Here is a 17304-nt window from a genome sequence, read left to right as displayed (position 1 = left end):
AACCGCATCAACTCTGCTCGGCATATTCCACCTCACCCGGGGTTGCAGCGGCTGCCGTTACTTGTCGTCGTAGTGGAATTCCAACGGTGTGGCAGCGTCGGCCGGAGCAACACGGAAGCCGACTCGGCCATCCATCACGTCCAGCAGCAGTTGGCCGCAGACATCTGAACGCCAGCCATCCAAAATGCGAGGTACTCCGTTCTTGCGATTTGCAAAACGGTGGTAACGCACCAATTCCGTCAGGTCTTTGTTGTTGGCCACCAGCGTCTGCGAAATATCCAGCTCGGCACACCGGTTCGACAGCGACAGGGACAGCAGTTTCGAAATCACCTGTTCGTCGGATGTTGATTCCTGACGCCGGCTGCGTGGCTTCACTGGCAACTCATCGTCAGGAAGTTGGAGCGCCTCGGCAATGACTTCCACCACATCGGGAAGTCGCCGTTTGTATTCCGGGCGATTCATGTCTCGCGTCGCCAGAGCCTGTTGCACGGTTTTGGGTTTGCGTTTGGCCAGATCGATCAGCAGGTCGTCTCGCAGAATCCGTCGCGTCGGCCGGTTGCGGAACGCCGCTTCCTGTTCTCGCCACGCAGCAAGCTTCTGCAAAACAGCCAGTTCACGGCGCGATAACTTGTGAGCTCCCGACAGGCGTTGCCACGGGGGCATGGCGTCGTCGGCCACAATGTCGTCAATCATTCGCTGCATTTCTGCCAGAGCCCAGGAAAGCCGGTCACGCTGCTGCAGCCAGTCTGTCTGAGTCCGCCAGATTTCCATGACGTGTTCGACGTCTTCCAATGCGTACGTCAGCTGATCGCTGGACAGGGGGCGTCTTAGCCAGTCGGTGCGGGTTTGGCTGCCGTCGACCTGCTGATTCAGCACGCGTTGCACGATGGCCGCGTAGGACAATGGATAACTTCGACCGCGAAAGCCTTCCGCAATCTGAATGTCGAACAGGTCGCGTGGCGGACGGCCGATCAGGTGCAGGCAAAAGCGAATCTCTGCCTGACCGCCGTGCACGATGACGGTTGTCTGGTCGTCAGCCATGATGTCCCACCACGCGGACAAATCGCCAACTGCCAGCGGATCGACTGCGGCACTGCGAGTATCGGTGGCAAACTGTAACAGGCCCAGTTCGGGGCGATATGTGCTTTCGGAAACGAATTCCGTATCAAAAGCCACCACACCGGATTCGCGAATGTGATTGCAGAGATCAGCGAACTCTTCCGGGTGAGAAATCAGGTCAACGGTCATGGACGATAGATCACCACGTTGAAAGTCAGAAGTAAACGAAACTGGGGGCGTCGGCCAGCGGACCATTGTGAGGATCGTCTGCAGCCATTCGCAACGCTGGGTGGGCCAAAGTCGACCGTCACAGCATTATTGCCTGTAAGCGGGGCACGTTAGAACCTTCAACCGGTTTCGTCCACACCGAATCCCCCTTCGCTGACCGGAAGAATCGGTACAACCCTGAGACTTTGGCGATGCTGGCAGTTTTCCCGGACAACAATTTGACGCCAGCCAACACCGACCTATGTTTCCGTTGTCTTCGAAACGCCCGTCAGCTGACGGGACGAAGACGGCTAAGAAAACAATGAGAATAGCAGCGCGTTAAGGAAAGCTGGGAGCTTTGAGGGGACCTTATCGCGCTGCTTTTTCTATGCGCCGGTACAACGCCAACCGCGTTGCCGACGCCATTGTGTGACTCAAAATAGCCAAAATCTCCCCCTCACGCAGGCATTCAGAACGTCAGCGTTACGGCCCAGCCGCCCCAGCATCTGTCACTCGGTCGCCCCAGCCATCGCCTGTGGTTGCGTATCCACTTCGTCGTAGAAGAAGTTGGCCATGAGGTGTTCCGCAGCGAACAGCACGATCAGTAGCCCCATCAGCACGGGAAAAACCTCAATCCCGAGCCGGCCGATGTTGACCGCTCGATCCAGTTCTTCCGGATTATTGACGCGTGCATAACGGCCTTCGCCCAAAATATTGTTCAGACTCTCGATGCTCATGCGAGTCAGGTTGCTTTCGGCATCGATATTATTGGCCGCGAAATCTGTGGTGAATGAGTTGCCGTCGTCGGTCGCTCGAAGCTGGTAGTGTCCCGCCTCATTGATGTCCGTCAGCAACACAGACGACTGGTCGAACGGCAACGTTCCGGGCGTGAAGCGAAATCGAGGTCGCGTGAGTCCATACTGGCTGAACCGCTCCGATTCGGGCACTTGAATTTCCACCGGTTCACCCACGGTGAAGTTTCTCACAGCGTCGGCGGCCCCGGTCAGATATTGCATCATTTCGTCAACAAGCATTAGAAACGCCCACGAATCGTCAGTCACCAATCCGGTGTTCCAGCCGTCTTGATTGTTGTCGACGGCAGATGTGAACATCAGGACTCGACCGCGGCCAACGTTGCGTTCCAGCAATGCGGGCCGAGCTGTCCGGTCGTTGTACGACATCAACACGCGAGCATCCTTCGCGATATCAACCGTCCAGCTTTTGCTGAATCTGGCCCACGCCAGTTCTGTCATCGCACTTGGGTCGTTCAGAAAACTTTGAACAATCGGGTTGCTCTCCGCGACCAGATTTAGCTGACTGGATTCCGGCCGAAACGGCAGCGCGGTCAGCGGCACGCCGGGCAAAACCAGTTGAGCATCCACGGTACTCCAGTGGCCGGCATCCAGCAGGCGTTCGCCACCCGCTGCCACAAACAGCGATCCGCCTTCGTTAACAAAGCGATATAAATCCGACCAGACGCCCGGTGGCGGTCGCGTCCAGTTCAGCACGCACACGACGTCGTATGCACGAAGTTGTTCGCGACGGAATTCTGCCCCCGTCACTGACGTGCAGTCAAATCTGAGTTCACCCAGTGCTTCGAATTCCACCGGCTGTAGTGCGTTGCGGAACAGCCATGTGTCAATTTCTCGATCACCAACCAGCAGAACTTTTGGGACACTCTGCACACCAAACACAAAGTAGCGAACGTCATCTACCGGCATCGGGTCCGGAGTGGTCAGCCGGATAAAACCCTGCTGAAACTTTGCTCCTTCAAGCCCGCGAACAGAAAAGGTGGCTGTGGGAGGACTGCCGCCGTCAAACCGAACGGTGTTTAACGCATTGCCGCCCGCACCTCCGCCACGGATTTCATTTCCTTCGCGGTCCAAAGTAAATAGCTCGACAATCGCTTCGGCCGAGGCGGCTGGTGTGGCCGAAACTGAGACCGATACCTGCACTGGCTGTCCCGTGACGGTGGCATCGCGATCAAGTCGCAGTTGGCCGAGCGAGCGATTGATCGGATTCGACACGCTGACATCGATCAAATACACATGCAGCCAATCGTGCTGCACCAGAAGATCTCGGATGCCGGATTCGTCCGGTTCGTTCCACGCTGCTTCTGAAAGGTCGGTCAGCACGTAGATTTCCCGAGCAAACGCATCGGCTGAAGCTCGTTCGGCCTGCACTCGTTCGCGATCGGATACTTGAGCGTTAATCGAATCGCGGATTGTGACGTTCAGCGAACGAGTGACCGCATGCGTCTTCAGGTCTTCAATTCGAGATCGCGCGCCGGCGAGGTCTGCCTGGAAGACGACTTCGGAATCCGGACTAAGCGTTGTGATGGCCACGCTGCTTTCCGGAGGCAGCACGGTGAGGTGATCGAGGGCGAGTTGCTTTGCCTGATCAAGGCGAGTCAGACTTTCGTGCTTGTAAGTCATGCTTTGACTGTTGTCGAAGACAAACACGGCAGCCACGGGGACGTCGGGCGATATCGAGCTGCGCGGCCCTGTGATTTCGCCCTGCACTCGCAGTCCCCAGGGCACGCCGACGAACACACAGGCAGCCACAAGACCGGCCAGAACCGTGAATGCACGCAGCCGTCCACGACGTTCGCGCAGCAGATGTTCGGCGGGCTGCTGTTTTGCTGCCGTCGTCGAACGCCAGCGGTACACCATCGCACAAGCGATGACGACTCCAATTAATGTCAGCCATTCATACCAACGCAGGCCGTAGCGAGCCGCCGGAAGCGTTGGTCGCGTGAGTGCCAGAACGGCGATCGCTATCACGATGGCTCGCAGCACCAGCAGCAAAATGTGTCTTAGCCGCATGCGGCGACTGTTCGACGTCTGCCGACTTTGCAACAGTCGTAGCGCCGGGAATTCAATCCGCTTCGGCTTGGCGCGCATGATCAAATGCAACAGGACGGGAAGCCCGGCCAGCAGCAGACCGCCAAGGATGGATGCGTTAAGTAGTGTCATATTCGAATTCGTCGCGCTGCTCGGCAGTTTAGCCGATGGCCACGAATTTGACACTACGCATTTATGCCCGGAACTCGGATTGTTTTGGCGGTTCAGTCACCTTCGAGCACGCACCGTCTTCTCCGTCGCACAGCGAACAGACCCAGACCAGTTGCCACCAGCAACAGCGGCACTGCGGTTGGTTCAGGCACGGCAATTAACGGCGTGAGGTCGTCGAAGGTAAACGCCGGGCTGTCGAACAGGGTGTAGACGCTGCTGAGATCGGCGGCGCCCAAGGTCATCACGTTTTCGATATCAATCGCACCGATAATTCCGCCGCGGCCTGTGAAGACCAAATGCCCATCTCCATCGGCGCGAATGCCGTCTATTTCTGCGCCGGCAGACAGGAAGTGGCCTCCATCAATAAAGTGAGATGTTGAACCCAATAGCCCCGGCACGACTTCCATACCCAGAGCGGGATCATACGCGATAAATTCGCCATTGATGATGTTGGTGCCAAACAGCAGACCGCTGGACGGATCGAAGTCCAGCTCGTCAGAACCGTCCGATACGCCCGGCACCGGTGGACCGCCAATGGCTCCGCGTGCCAAGCCCGTGATATGAGCGGTCGGTGCCGAACCATCCCAGATGCCGGCACCATCCAGGTCGATACTCATCAGCGCTCGTGTGGTCGCGGCCGGTGCGGGCGCTGGATCCTGAGCGAAAAAGTAGAGCCGGTCATCGACGATTTCCAGCCCCTCAAATTCAACAAGCCCACCGGCTCCGGCGACGCCGCCATCAAAGACGACTTCTTCCGGTCCGCCAGAAAAGGCTTTCCGCATGATGCGATGATCGGAGCTTCCATCGAAACCGAATTGGTTTTCGACATAGTACAAATGAGTCGGCGTGCTCAGCACCGACGATGGATGCGTCGCGCTGCCAGTCGCACCCGCGACTGCGGATGTGTCCGCAATAAAGTCGGGCAAAGTCGCTCCGGTGACAACGTTGTAGAAACCCACCTTACCGTCAGGAATTCCGACCATAACTCCGGTGTGACCGTCGCCATGAGGCGCGAAATCGATTCCGTCCAGGTGGAGGCCACGGTCCTCAGTCACAGCCACCCCGACCGTTCCGCTGCCGGCGATGGATGCGTCAAGCGTGACCTTAAAAATGACGTTGCTGCCAGCCGATTCGCCCGTAACGTAGGTGGTCATGATTCCCGCGTCGGCCCGCGGTGGTTCCTCAAACAGGCCCATCACAATAATGCCCGCAAGCACCCCAAAGCTTTTTAAATGGCTGGCCCGCTTTCCCATCGTAACTTTCCCGTCTGTAATTGCGCAAAGTGGTCGAACGTTCACATAGGTGACGACTGCACTTCAGGTCGCCTCACGCGTTCCCGTCGGCGAAATCAGTGCCCCGCAGGAAGAAGCAGGAAACATGACCAGAGCCTGCAAAGTTTTTTCGCTTTCGCTGCATTTTGTGCGAAACTGTCGGGTGGAAGGCTGAGCGACGTGGCCTTAAAACATCGGGATCCGTTTCTATGACCGCCAAAGACGTTCCGCAAAATGTTTCCACTCTCCTGGCTGGCGTTGCGGCTGGTGACACGGCGGCGGCGGACGAACTCTTTCCGATTGTGTACGACGAACTGCACCGGAGAGCGGCCGCGTATATGCGGCGCGAGCGAGACGACCATACTCTGCAAACAACCGCTTTAATCCACGAAGCCTACCTGCGACTTGTCAGGTCGGATGACCAGTCCGCTCAGTTTCGTAACGTCGATCACTTCATTGCGACAGCATCCATCGTGATGCGGCGAATTCTGGTCAACCACGCTAAGGCCAGGCAGGCCCAAAAACGCGGCGGCGAAGTTGTGACCATGCGTATCGACAGCGTATCGCCCTTATTCACCAAGCCGGCCATTGACTTGATCGCTCTGGATTCTGCGATGGAGGATCTGCGTGATCGAGATGCGACTCAGCATCGAATTGTGGAAATGAGATTCTTTGGCGGGCTGACTGTCGAACAATGTGCTGGCCTGCTGAAAATGTCGCCCCGGACTGTGTACTACGAATGGTCACACGCTCGAGCATGGTTGCGAACTCAAATTGAAGGCGTTTGACAGATGCCAACCAAACACTGGGCCAAAGTGAAATTGTTGTTTCAACAGGCCGTTGACCTTCCTGTTGAAGATCGTGCGGCGTTTTGTGATGCCCACTGTGACAGCGAATCCATGAAGGTCGAATTGCTGCGGTTGTTGGACGCTCATGAAGAGGACACCGGCTTCTTGAAGTCACCTTTCGAGGCCACTGAATCCTCGGAAATCAGCGACGCCTTCATCGGTCGAGCGATCGGCGATTTCCGGATCACGCGTCGTATCGGTGCGGGCGGAATGGGAGTCGTCTACGAAGCAATTCAGGAGCATCCTGGCCGCTCAGTCGCCATCAAGCTGCTGCAGCCAGGCCACAGTTGCGAAAAGTTGCTGTGGCGTCTTCAGCACGAATCCGAGATCCTGGCCAGGCTGCAGCATCCTGGAGTGGCTCATGTTTATGCGTCCGGAATGACTGATTTCGGATACGGGCCACAGCCGTGGTTTGCGATGGAATTGGTGGATGGTCTGCCCCTGCATCGGCACATGCAGCAGCACGACCTGTCTACAGAGCGGAAGCTGGTGCTGTTTTTGGAGATCGCCGACGCGGTGCAGCACGCTCACGAGCGAGGCGTCATTCATCGCGATTTAAAGCCAGCCAATATCATGATGGCGGGAGACTCTGCAGGAAGCATATTGTCGCACCTTCCGAAGATTCTTGACTTTGGAGTGGCGAGAATCATCGACGAAAGCGGCAATACCGGGACCACGATGCGGACAGCGATCGGTGAAATTGCTGGGACAATTGGCTACATGAGTCCCGAACGATTTTCGGGCGAAGACAACGTCGACCATCGTTGCGACGTGTATGCTCTGGGCGTCATCGGTTACGAACTGCTGACAAAAACACTGCCGATCGATGTGCGAAGCCACAGCCTCGTGGAGGCTATTCGTGCGGTTGAGCAGCAGTCGCCGGTGCCACTGCGGACTGTCGCTCCCACCTTGAGCGCGGACCTTGAGGTGATCTTTTCCAAGTGCCTTGAAAAGGATCCGACACGCCGATATCAGTCCGCGCGAGATCTCGCTGATGATGTGCGGCGGTTCCTTCAGCGCGAACCGATTCGAGCACGGCGTGCATCGCGAGGCTATCTTTTTCGAAAGTTTGTCAGCCGCAACCGAACGCTTGTCGGAGGAATCGTGGCCACCATCCTGGCTTTGGCTGCGGGCATGTTTCTGTACGCCGTCGAAGCAAAGCAAGCTCGAGCAGAAGCGGAAAAGTCACAGTATGAAGCCGATAAGGCGCTCGCCATCAATAGTTTTATGACGAACGATTTCATCACGAGGCTAATACCTCTTGCAAAAGATTCTTCTGATCCGCAGCACAGCACGGTGACTGAGATTGTGGGGGAAGCGGCCAGGCATGTGCCCACCATGTTCGGCGAACGTCCCGCGATTGAAGCAGCCGTTCGAAACGAAATCGGCACCGTCTATTACAATATGGGAGACCACCCCAACGCCGTCGAACAATATGAACTGGCATTGCAGCTCTGGACGTCTCAACTCGGCCCGTCGCACGTGGACACACTAAAGGCCGTCAATAATCTTGGCCTCGCGTTCGCGCGCCAGGGAAATAACAAAGCCGCGGAGCCGCTGTACCGCCGCGCATGGAAGGGCAGAATTGCCAAGCTGGGAGAATCGCATTCTTCAACTTTGGCGTCCATGAACAACCTCGCCGAAGCGGTGCGGGCAAATGGCCGCCCTGAGGAAGCCGAGCAGCTGCTGCGACGAGCGTACGAGTTACAGCTTGCTGAAGCCGGTCTTCAAAACAAGCAGACTCTGATCATGCTGGCGAATCTCGGCTCACTTCTGGCTAAGCAGGGGCGACACAAAGAAGCGGAGAAGATCCACCGAACGGTCTTCGAAAACATGGCCACTACGCTCGGCGAAGATCACGTCACCACGCTATGGGCGCAACTGGAACTGGCTCAATCAATCTACCGCCTGAAAGACTACGATGCCGCCAAAGAAGTGCTGATACCAGTCGTGGAAACTTTCGAACGCACAAACGGCGCAGCAGACTTCAGCACAATTACCGCGCGGCGACTGATGGGCCGAATTCTAAGAGGCGGCAACGACCACGCTGCCGCTCGAGCAACTCTGCAATTGGCTCTGGACGCTGCCAACACAGATTCTGATACGTTTGCCCGAGTGATTCCTAAGATCGAACGGGATCTGCGGCGGCTTGAAGATGAGTGATCTGATTGGCGTAGGGCCTCCGCCACCGTTTGGGGCCACGCCATTCCGGCCATCACCCGGTACGCTACGGATGTGAGAATGTTGGTGTCTTCGTCGACGTCACTACACCGCATCCGCGTCGTGATGTACGATCCGCCCGTCATGGCTGACCAACAGAACACACCGCTTAGAACTGGACAAAACGAAGCAGCGCTCCGCCCGCCCGTGGCTGCGCGTGAGTTCCTGACCGCATATCACCGGGAACTCCGCCACTACCTGCAGCATCACCGCTTGAAGCTTTACAACTGGTTTGGTGAAACCAGGCGGCGAGCAGACGCTTACGAAGCTTCGAAGCTAAATCTGCTGAAGACCGCCTATCGTCTTGACCGCGATTCCGCCGCCGTTCTATACCTGCAATGTGATGCTATCGCCGCTCGGATGGGCCTGTCGGTTCCGGTCACGCTTTATCAGGCGCAACAAAGTTCAGGCCTGAATGCCGGAATGACGTGGCTGCCGGGGGAAGCTCATATCGTTCTGCATGGGCCGCTGCAGGAAACGCTAACTGAACGAGAAATGGAGGCGCTGCTGGCTCACGAGCTGGCTCACTACGAACTGCTGTCGATTGACGATGGCGAATTTCACATTGTCGACGAAGTGTTGTCTGCGATGACCAACGACGCGAACTCCGGCGACGCCGAAAGTCGTACATGGCGCAACTACAAGCTGTATACAGAACTGTATTGTGATCGCCGAGCCGCCATGATTACAGAAGACATCGACGCCTGTATCTGCTGCCTGTTGAAAATCGAAACCGGACAATCGGCGGTGAACGCTGACGCGTATCTGCAACAGGCTGAGGAAATTTTGGAGAAGGAAAGGGCAGGCAGCGACGGGGTGACTCATCCCGAAATGTACATACGAGCCAAATCGTTGAAATTCTGGGCCGACGATCCAGCGACGTGCGACGAAAAGGTAAAACCGCTGATTGAGGGCCCATTGCAGCTGGCGACGCTTGATCTGCTGCAGCAGCAATCGTTGGCGAGGATAACGAAGTCCTTTCTACAGGATTTTCTGAAGCCAGAATGGTTACAAACGCCCGTGTTGATTGGGCATGCCAAACGCTTTTTCGAAGACTTCACGGTGCCAGACGCGGCAGAAGAAAGCGTTCATAGCGACGTAGCGGATTTCGCCAAAAATCCCGATGCGCCGCCCACGCCCAGCACGCCGCCGAGTCACGGGAACTCTGGCGAGTCCCACTACGACGCTCAGTCGAATAACAACGGCGAGGAGCTGAAAAGTTACTTCTGCTACCTGCTGTTGGACTTCGCCACCTGCGATCCGGACCTTGAAGAGGCAGCTCTGGCGGCAGCCGTCGTCTTCGCAGACAAATTGAAACTTCGAAAACCCTTCGACAAACTGTGTGCCGACGAACTGAAAATCGGTAAGCGAACGCTGCACCGCGTTCAGAAGGAAGCGAAGGAAATCGTGCTGGCGGCGGAAACGGAGTTTGTGGCGTGAGCGACTTTCATTCGTTTCTGCGATCCCAAATCGACAGCGGAGGGTTTCCGACGGAAGACGTGCTGGTTTCGTTTCTTCCGTTAATCCGACAGGTCATTGTGACTCACGATTACGGCGAAGTCGCGCCGCTGGAAGGTTTGAACAGCCTGAAGGTCGCGAACCGCCAGATTTGGTTTTCAGAATCGGACCAATTGCCGCTGCGCCGCCAACTGAGAACGGTGAAGAAGCTGTTGAATCCCGCGAGCGCAGGAGTTGACGTCACGGGCCGGTCGCAGGTCACCTTTGACGTTGACGATGGCGACGAACATTGGCAGGATAGCCATGTCACTGATTCGTCCGAAGGTGCGGCGGCGACGCCGTCATGGCTGCCCGGTTACGTCTGCTGGGAGCACACCGTCGGCCATCACGATCCGGTCACCGACGTGTTTTCGCTCGGCTTGATTCTGGCGAGCCTCGCCTGTGGGCTGGACCTGGCCGATCCCGCTGACCTCGAACGTTTTGTCACTCACCGCAACAACCTGTTTCGTATCAACGAAGCGTTGCACCCTGTGATCGCTCGCACAATCGTGGTGATGACAGAACTGGATCGGCACCAGCGTCCGCCGGACCTTCGAGCTCTGCTGGCGACACTGGAAAACTATCGCGATCAGGAAGTCGACTTCGAAACCGACCTCGCCAGCACTTCAGCATTATCCGCCGCGACGTTCACCGACAAGCGCCAAGTGGTGCTCAGCAAACTGCGTGAACGGCTTTTCGAAATCAACCGCCGCAATCGTCTGCTGCACTTTCGCACGACGTTGCAGACCATCAACCTGACTCAGGCGTCGATTCCGCTGTCGTTCGATGTGTCGACGATTCGGCAGGAACAGGTACTGTCGTGGAACAATGCTTTCCGCGACGACGTGCTGAAGCAGAAGCCGGTGTTGCTGAATAAGTTTCTGAACTTTCGGGAAGCGGCGTACCTGCCGGCCACGTTGGATCGGTTGCGAGCCGAAGCGCGGCGAGACGAAAATGACTTCGGGTTCGCTCAGCTGCGCCTGATTGTGGCGTTCCTGAGATGGGCCGATCTGAAGGTATCGCCACCGGAACGCTACGAATCGCCGCTACTGCTGCTGCCGGTGAAGCTGGACGTCAAAAAGGGCATTCACGACCGCTATTCGCTGCAGGCGATGGACGGAGAGGCAGAAGTTAATCCGGTTGTGCGGCATCTGTTCAAGCAGCTGTACGATATTGAACTGCCGGAGACTGTTGAGCTGTCGGCCGAAAGCCTGGACACCTTTTGCGAAAACTTCCGTAACACAATTCGGGCCAATGATGCGTCGGTAGAACTGCGGCGAATTGACAAGGCAAGGATTGAGCTGATTCATGCCAAAGCCAAGCGGCGGCTGGATCAGTATCGGCGGCGTACGCGACTGGCGGGACGTGGCATTCGGCACTTCATGGATCTGGATTACAGTTACGATTCGGTCAACTACCATCCGCTCGGTGTTCGCATTTTCGAACACATGATTTCGCCGACAAAGCTGCAACTGGAAAGTGTGATCGACCAGTCTTCGCCCAAAGCTGCGAAGGCAAAGTCGGTCGCCAACAACACAACGGCTCCATCCTCAGAAGCAGAGGCCGGAACTGAAGCAGCGGAAGTTGAAGCGGAGGGCGAATTCTATCGGTTGCTGGACGAAGTCGACGACAATCCGCTGAACTGGGAAATCGATTTCTGTTCAGTAACGCTGGCGAATCTGAAGTACCGCCGCATGTCGCTGGCTCAGGATTACAATCGCCTGATTGTCGAAAATACGGCGAACGCAGCGTTCGAAGCGACGTTTGCGCTGGGGGCACTTGATGACAACGTGAGCGACGAGGCGCTAATCGCCGATCGATCATGTGCGGAACCGACAACCAACGCCGTGCCGCTGACAGAACGCTTCCACATCGTGCCCTGCGATCCGACTCAGGCGACGGCCACGGCGAAGGCTCGCACCGGTGGCAGCTACATCATTCAAGGGCCACCGGGCACTGGTAAATCGCAGACGATCGCAAACCTCATTGCCGACTTCGTGATTCGCGGAAAACGCATCCTGTTTGTTTGCGAAAAGCGAGCGGCCGTGGACGTTGTTTACCATCGTCTGAAGCAACAGGGGCTGCAGGACCTGTGCTGTTTGATTCACGATTCGCAGGCGGACAAAAAGCAGTTCGTGATGGACCTGAAGCGAACGTACGACGACTTTCTGGCGGAAGCCGAACAGCCGCGTGATCAGCACCGTGGCCGTCGCGATGAAGTGGTGGATCACGTCCAGACGGCTCTGCAACCCATCGACGAATTCAACACGTCCATGACATCGGCGCCGGATCATATCGGCCTTCCGGTTCGTACGCTGCTGAACCGATTGATCGAATTGAAGCCGCGTGTTCGCGATTTGCTGCCGCACGACTGGGAACGAGTCCCCACTTATGCCGCCTTTGAAGCTCATCGACAACAACTCGCCGATTTCGAAACTCGCCTGCAGCGTATCGAACCTTCCGGCATGCTCGCGAACCATCCACTGCGCCTGATTAGCGCGGCCGTCGTCGACGCGGAACGGCCGATCGAACTGGTGACCGAATGCCTTGTCGAAGCGCTGCATCAATTGCAGCATATTTGCGATGAGGTCGCTCGATTAGAACTGCCTTCTGAGACAACGTCCAGCTTCAATCAGTTCTCCGAATCGATTCAATTTGCCGAAGACACCGCCTTTCTGACAGAGCGTGACTTACTGCAGCTGCTCGACACCAAATCGAATCGAGCTCAAAAACTTCAGCGGCGCGTCCGCAAGCTCGAAAAGTGTGACGCGCTGATCGCGAAACACATCGCTACCAACCAGCACTGGCGGCAAAAACTGTCTCCCGAAGACACTCGCACAGCACTGGAACAGGCGAAGCGGCTGGAAGGCGGGCTACTATCCGCTCTGAAGCCGAAGTGGTGGCGATTGCGCAAGACATTGGACAGAGCGTATGACTTTTCGCATCACGAAATCAAACCGTCTTGGGTTTCGGTGTTGCAGAAGTTGGAGGACGAACACGAAGCAAAGGCCGATCGCTACCGAGTGGCGCAGGAAGTCAGCGACGAGTTTGGGATTCATCTGGATCTGGACCGCTTTTTGCAATCGCTGCAAAGCGTGAAAGAACGGCTTAAAACGGAATCCGGTCCAATCAAAACTCTGGCTCGCTATGCACGCGCATCGAAAGACGGCGCAACAACGCTGTTTGCTCTGGCGGAATTGCGAGAGCCATTAAACGACTTCACGCAAACGGCCGATCGGTTTTTGGATGCTTACCAATATTGTTCGCCGGGTGAGCTATCTGCGTCGGTCGAACAGTTGAACGCTGTGATTGGCCAGTTACCTGATTGCCTGCACTGCCTCGCGACGCTCCAGCCGCTGCCAAGAGAACTCACCGACGCACTGCGTACACTTCCGCTGACCACGCAGCAACTGGAAGCGGCCGCTGCCGAACACAGTCTGAACGAAACCTACCGAGCCGCTCCGGACGTGGCTCGATTTGACGGAGATACTCGATCATCGCTGTTGCAGCAGCTGATGACGAAGACAGATCAGTGGCTCATTGAGAACGCTCAGGCGGTTCGAGAATCCGTGCGGCAGCAGTTTTGTGACAACGTCGTGATTTCGACGACTCCGGCTGCCCAATTGACGCCCGACCAGAAGGAATTTAGGAAGCAGTATGCACGCGGACGCCGTGAACTGGAACACGAATTCGGGAAGTCGATGCGGTACAAGTCCATTCGTGAACTGGCGGGCGGCGATTCCGGGTTGGTGATTCGTGATCTCAAGCCGGTGTGGTTGATGAGTCCGTTAAGTGTGTCGGACACGCTGCCGTTGAGTGCCGAACATTTTGATGCCGTGATCTTTGATGAAGCCAGCCAGATCACACTGGAAGATGCCGTTCCCGCGCTGTTTCGAGCCGACCAGGCGATCGTGGTGGGCGACGAAATGCAACTTCCGCCAACCAGCTTCTTCGGCAGCCGTCGTGCGGATGATGACGAATTGGAATTTGAAGAAGACGGTGAGTTGGTTTCGTACGATCTGAACAGCAGCAGCCTTCTGAACCATGGATCGAAGAACCTGCCGTCGACAATGCTCGGCTGGCACTATCGCAGCCGGTCCGAATCGCTGATCAGTTTTTCCAACCACGCTTTCTACGGCGGGCGGCTGCTGACCGTTCCGGAAGAATCGCTACCTCAGCCGGAACTGCCCGAACTGTGCGTGGAACGACCGACGCAAGGCTCGGAGTTTGCCGAGGCCGTGATCGATCGACCCGTGAGCTTTCACTTCATGGAAAAAGGCGTCTACGAAAAACGACGCAACACCTTCGAAGCTGAATACATCGCTCAGCTGGTGCGTTCGTTGTTGCTGCAGGAATGCGGTTACAGCATCGGCATCGTCGCCTTTTCGGAAGCTCAACAGTCGGAAATCGAACGTGCTCTGCGAAGTTTGGCAGAAGACGATTCCGACTTCGGCGAAGCTTTCGAAGCCGAACTCGAACGCGAGGACGACGGCCAATTTGCGGGCCTGTTGATTCGCAACCTGGAAAACATTCAGGGTGATGAACGAGACATCATCATCATGAGTGTCTGCTACGGCCCGGATCAGGACGGTCGCACCCGAATGAACTTCGGCCCGATCAACATGGCGGGCGGCGAGAAACGGCTGAACGTGGCGTTTTCGCGTGCGAAGCAATTTATGACGCTGGTCTCTTCCATGCGTTCAACCGCGATTACAAACGAATACAACGACGGAGCCAACTGCCTGAAACGATATCTGCGTTATGCGGAAGCGTGCTCCGTTGGCCAGGCGGAAGCGATGGCGACGGTGCTGCGTAGTTTAAGTGGCTACGGCCCGGGCAGTGGCGATCGGACCACGTCGCCCGATCCCGTCACAAACGACATCGCGGACGAACTGCGGGGGCTCGGCTTCACCATCGACTTCGATGTCGGGCAGTCGCATTTTCGAGTCAACCTTGCGGTACGTCGAGAAGGTGATCGGGAATATCGCTTGGGGATTCTGGTCGACACGGATCAATGGTACCAGCAGCTCGATCTGCTGGAACGCGAACTGTTGAAGCCTCGGCTGCTGGCGGCCTTCGGCTGGACGGTCGAAGTTGTGCTGGCGAAAGATTGGTATCACGACAAAGTGTGTTGCGTGACTCGACTGCATGAAGCACTGAAGCGTTAAGGGCAGTCCTTCATCTGTTACTGGCCCCGCCCGAATGGACCTTCGCGACGTTGCGCCCTGCCACAGTGAATCGCCGTCGTATGGCAAATGCTTCGAACGCAGACGCCGTTCAGCAGTGTTGTGGCTGCGCGGCTGCCGTTGTCGATTTTTAGCATCCCGGAACGCCCCGCATAAACCGTTCAGCCGTAACGCTTTACGAGCGAATTCGCTTGGTGTGAGAGGTCCGTCACCGGCAGCTGTGCGGATCGCGAGCTAGGCTTTGAACGATTCCAGGCTCAAAGGATTTCCCATGCTTCAGCTGCTGTTTTCTTACTGGTGGATCGCTGTTCTCGCAGCTGGCGTCGTCGCCTTCTGTGCTGTGCGATTCTGCGCCGAACGAACACTCGATTCGCTCGCTGAGGACATTCTGCGTGGCACGCAGTCTGATTTCGCGGCGGGCGATGTCGAAGTTCATTCCGTCACGGCGGCTGGGACAAAAATAATTGACGGCGAAACAGCGACTCTGTATGACATCGACGCAACGATCGCGCCGTTTGGCGAGGACACTGACTGGTGCGGTTCAGATTTGTTCCTGCGTGGCGTCGATGAATATGGCGACATCGATCCGTTGCGAGTGGGCGAGATCAGGAAATTGCAGAGATGGGACGGGGAATCGTTTGTTCCGGCGCAGCACAACGCCACACTGGAAGGCACTCAGCGATTGAAACTCTCTGTCCAGGTTGCTGGTTCGCCAGGACCAACTCGGTTCAACTATAACTTCGCTTGCTTCGGCCCGGCCTTCGATTTGCCAGCCGTCGAGGGAGACGTTTTGGTAACGGCGTAGTTCGCGCACGCCGTGCAGCATTTGATTCATCTGCAGATGGGTAGATTCCACGCTTATCCGTCGCTCAGTACGCGGGCCAGGGCGTGGAATCGCGAGGCGGCACCTTTTCCTCGTTCGTTTTGGTGCCGCCTCGCACATTTTTATCACGGTGGACACCGTCAGTACCATTTGCTGAGGACTGTACTCGCCGGTTTGGCGGGCGCTACGCTGATCGGGCCAAGTGCGGTTACATGGACATCAGGCGTCCAAACACCAGTGCTCCGACAATGCATACCACGATTGCGGTGAACACCATCAACGTGACGGCAGCCACACCAAGGTGTAACAGAACCGTTTTCGTCTGTGAGTCCTGTTCATCGGGCACGTCTGCAGATTCCGGCGCACTGTACGGATCATCACTCATCGCCCACCGCTTCCGGTTCGTGCTTACGACAAACCCAGCTCAGCAGCGTGTAGAACGCGGCGAAGATGGTGACAACGAGCCAGTGTTGGATGGAGATCGCATCTCCCAATCTTCCCACATTCGCGTTAAATTGCGTTGACCGCATACCGAGAAACTCGCCGTTGGAATGAGCTGAAATGAAGGCACTGGCTTCCCGGGGCAGCTGTTCACCGAAATAGGCGCCTGCGTTGTACTTCTCGCTGCTCGGGGAGAATCTCGTGTTGAACGAAGTCATCGAGCGGAAGTACCCAGCGAACCACCCGTGAGCCCCGAGGCCTGTCGCCACGTGGCCGGCACCGAAGGGGATGGCGATCGTTCCGACCCATCCATTGCCCACAAACCACGCCGCCAAACTGAGAAACAATCCCAGCCTGGCCACTGTGGTCAATCCCGGCCGGATCAGTTCTCGCATGCTTGAGCCTTCGGGCACTGGCGATAGATGAAACTCGCAACGCGCGATTGAAGTTGTCGATCGGTCCACGTGGGCAGGTGGCCAGAATGGGCCGAACCGTGGCGGACTACGGACACGTGCCGGGTGCCTGCGTTAGTCTTGGCTTAGGTCGTTCGAAGCCCATCATACACTTCCGGAAGCGGGGAGATGACAGAAAAATCGGACTGTCAGCTTGATTGCTGGTGCGATTCCCTGTTCATTGGTGACTGATCACGATTTTGCTTTCTGCTGACTATTGTTCGTCAGTAGACTGCCCAACAACGGGGCGCGATCGATTTCGCAGTATGAGTGATTAGGGCCAATG

General features: G+C 56.7%; 10 protein-coding genes. 5 read left to right on the top strand and 5 right to left on the bottom strand.

What is annotated here, in order from left to right; genetic code table 11:
- Positions 1-57: 57 nt before the first annotated feature.
- The 3 genes from Fuma_RS09645 to Fuma_RS09635 all read right to left on the bottom strand — a co-directional run bounded on the left by Fuma_RS09645 (position 58) and on the right by Fuma_RS09635 (position 5533).
- Positions 58-1248 (bottom strand): ribonuclease D, encoded by a 1191-nt coding sequence (locus tag Fuma_RS09645; RefSeq protein ID WP_077028200.1) that lies wholly within the window; start codon positions 1246-1248, stop codon positions 58-60.
- A gap of 527 nt (positions 1249-1775) precedes the next feature.
- Positions 1776-4241, bottom strand: coding sequence for a vWA domain-containing protein (locus tag Fuma_RS09640; protein WP_077023950.1), 2466 nt, complete (start codon positions 4239-4241; stop codon positions 1776-1778).
- A gap of 92 nt (positions 4242-4333) precedes the next feature.
- A complete protein-coding gene (locus Fuma_RS09635) occupies positions 4334-5533 on the bottom strand; it encodes a PEP-CTERM sorting domain-containing protein (protein ID WP_077023949.1) in 1200 nt (399 codons plus the stop codon).
- Positions 5534-5760: 227 nt separating this feature from the next.
- On the opposite strand from Fuma_RS09635, the gene Fuma_RS09630 reads away from it, so the two are divergent.
- From Fuma_RS09630 to Fuma_RS09610, 5 genes are all read left to right on the top strand, one after another.
- Positions 5761-6339 (top strand): ECF-type sigma factor, encoded by a 579-nt coding sequence (locus tag Fuma_RS09630; RefSeq protein WP_077023948.1) that lies wholly within the window; start codon positions 5761-5763, stop codon positions 6337-6339.
- 3 nt (positions 6340-6342) lie between these two features.
- Entirely contained in the window at positions 6343-8562 is a 2220-nt protein-coding gene (locus Fuma_RS09625) for a serine/threonine-protein kinase (protein WP_077023947.1), read from the top strand.
- Between the two features lie 78 nt (positions 8563-8640).
- On the top strand, positions 8641-10059 hold the full coding sequence (locus Fuma_RS09620) for a M48 family metalloprotease (protein ID WP_083731928.1): 1419 nt from the start codon (positions 8641-8643) through the stop codon (positions 10057-10059).
- Positions 10056-15284: an AAA domain-containing protein gene (locus Fuma_RS09615; protein ID WP_077023945.1), complete on the top strand. Its 5229-nt coding sequence runs from the start codon at positions 10056-10058 to the stop codon at positions 15282-15284. Before Fuma_RS09620 ends, Fuma_RS09615 begins: the two co-directional genes overlap by 4 nt.
- 289 nt (positions 15285-15573) lie before the next feature.
- Positions 15574-16107, top strand: a complete 534-nt coding sequence (locus Fuma_RS09610; RefSeq protein ID WP_077023944.1) for a hypothetical protein — start codon at positions 15574-15576, stop codon at positions 16105-16107.
- Positions 16108-16333: 226 nt separating this feature from the next.
- Here Fuma_RS09610 and Fuma_RS35205 read toward each other — a convergent pair whose 3' ends face one another.
- Together Fuma_RS35205 and Fuma_RS09605 are read right to left on the bottom strand one after the other, a co-directional pair.
- Complete coding sequence (locus Fuma_RS35205) at positions 16334-16510, bottom strand: hypothetical protein (protein ID WP_158520923.1); 177 nt, start codon at positions 16508-16510, stop codon at positions 16334-16336.
- A complete protein-coding gene (locus tag Fuma_RS09605; RefSeq protein WP_077023943.1) occupies positions 16503-16961 on the bottom strand; it encodes a hypothetical protein in 459 nt (152 codons plus the stop codon). Before Fuma_RS09605 ends, Fuma_RS35205 begins: the two co-directional genes overlap by 8 nt.
- Between the last annotated feature and the right edge of the window lie 343 nt (positions 16962-17304).

Source organism: Fuerstiella marisgermanici (assembly GCF_001983935.1).
GTDB lineage: Bacteria > Planctomycetota > Planctomycetia > Planctomycetales > Planctomycetaceae > Fuerstiella > Fuerstiella marisgermanici.
The sequence above is the reverse complement of the archived record's forward strand: the minus strand, read 5'-3'. Positions and strand labels throughout refer to the sequence as shown.

Coding starts and splice junctions, on each gene's coding strand:
- Fuma_RS09645 (WP_077028200.1), bottom strand. CDS start 1,248: ATGACCGTTGACCTGATTTCTCACCCGGAAGAGTTCGCTGATCTCTGC.
- Fuma_RS09640 (WP_077023950.1), bottom strand. CDS start 4,241: ATGACACTACTTAACGCATCCATCCTTGGCGGTCTGCTGCTGGCCGGG.
- Fuma_RS09635 (WP_077023949.1), bottom strand. CDS start 5,533: ATGGGAAAGCGGGCCAGCCATTTAAAAAGCTTTGGGGTGCTTGCGGGC.
- Fuma_RS09630 (WP_077023948.1), top strand. CDS start 5,761: ATGACCGCCAAAGACGTTCCGCAAAATGTTTCCACTCTCCTGGCTGGC.
- Fuma_RS09625 (WP_077023947.1), top strand. CDS start 6,343: ATGCCAACCAAACACTGGGCCAAAGTGAAATTGTTGTTTCAACAGGCC.
- Fuma_RS09620 (WP_083731928.1), top strand. CDS start 8,641: ATGTTGGTGTCTTCGTCGACGTCACTACACCGCATCCGCGTCGTGATG.
- Fuma_RS09610 (WP_077023944.1), top strand. CDS start 15,574: ATGCTTCAGCTGCTGTTTTCTTACTGGTGGATCGCTGTTCTCGCAGCT.
- Fuma_RS35205 (WP_158520923.1), bottom strand. CDS start 16,510: ATGAGTGATGATCCGTACAGTGCGCCGGAATCTGCAGACGTGCCCGAT.
- Fuma_RS09605 (WP_077023943.1), bottom strand. CDS start 16,961: ATGCGAGAACTGATCCGGCCGGGATTGACCACAGTGGCCAGGCTGGGA.